Annotated in this window: 2 protein-coding genes and 1 pseudogene; all 3 read left to right on the forward strand. The window is 30.4% G+C overall.

Features of this window, described 5'->3' with window-relative positions:
• On the forward strand, nt 1-208 hold a 208-nt coding region (locus MAGTDC_RS05725; protein ID WP_278046985.1), incomplete at its 5' end, for a hypothetical protein.
• 7 nt (nt 209-215) lie between these two features.
• Nucleotides 216-470: an FAD-dependent oxidoreductase gene (locus tag MAGTDC_RS03540; protein WP_192573208.1), complete on the forward strand. Its 255-nt coding sequence runs from the start codon at nt 216-218 to the stop codon at nt 468-470.
• A gap of 211 nt (nt 471-681) precedes the next feature.
• Nucleotides 682-818 (forward strand): annotated as a pseudogene (locus MAGTDC_RS06070) (hypothetical protein); the annotation flags it as partial.

Below are 818 nucleotides of genomic sequence, written 5' to 3' on the forward strand. Positions count from 1 at the left end.
AATCAACATATTCAAGCAATTAACAAAAAAATCCATTATAACACCATCACAAATATCCGTTCTAACCTTATTAAAGAAATGTAAACTGATCAAAAACATCGATACCAAATTCGATATGCTTAAAGTTGCCAACCAAATATTAAATAATGATAGTGACGAAACTACAACTGCTTATACTTTAACTAATTACTTCTGTTATGGAAAATAAATTAAAATTGTACGATGTAGTTGTTGTTGGATGTGGACATGCTGGAATCGAAGCAGCAAACGCATCAAACAAACTTGTTAAAACCGCAATAGTTGTAGCCGATCAACAAGATGTTGGTAAACTCTCATGTAATCCATCAATTGGTGGCCTAACAAAATCCCAACTAGTCTGTGAACTAACATGTGTTGGAGGTATTATGGGACTATTAGCTGATAAAAGTGCAACACATATCGATCTAATTCCTACAATCATATTCCAATAGAATATTTAACCAATATAACAAAACAACTACTTTTTATAAACCTTTAATAATATTTCCGAATCAACAAAATCACCATGATCTCATCGATAAGCATTAAATTCATTGATCTCATACATTGTTTTCTTACATTATGGTCATTAAACATACTCTTATTTTATACCTACAATATTACTATTTCTATTTAAACATCTAAAACAACAAAATCACTATAATGATCAACAGATTAAGGTTAAATGACCTTCCAGATATTAAGATTTCAGTAGCAGATGTGTTCAATATAAACTTAAATGCTTACATACCAGCATTCTCGAAACCAAATAAACTTGTTCCACAAACCCGATCAGGGTT

It is taken from the genome of Candidatus Hodgkinia cicadicola, from assembly GCF_002774925.1.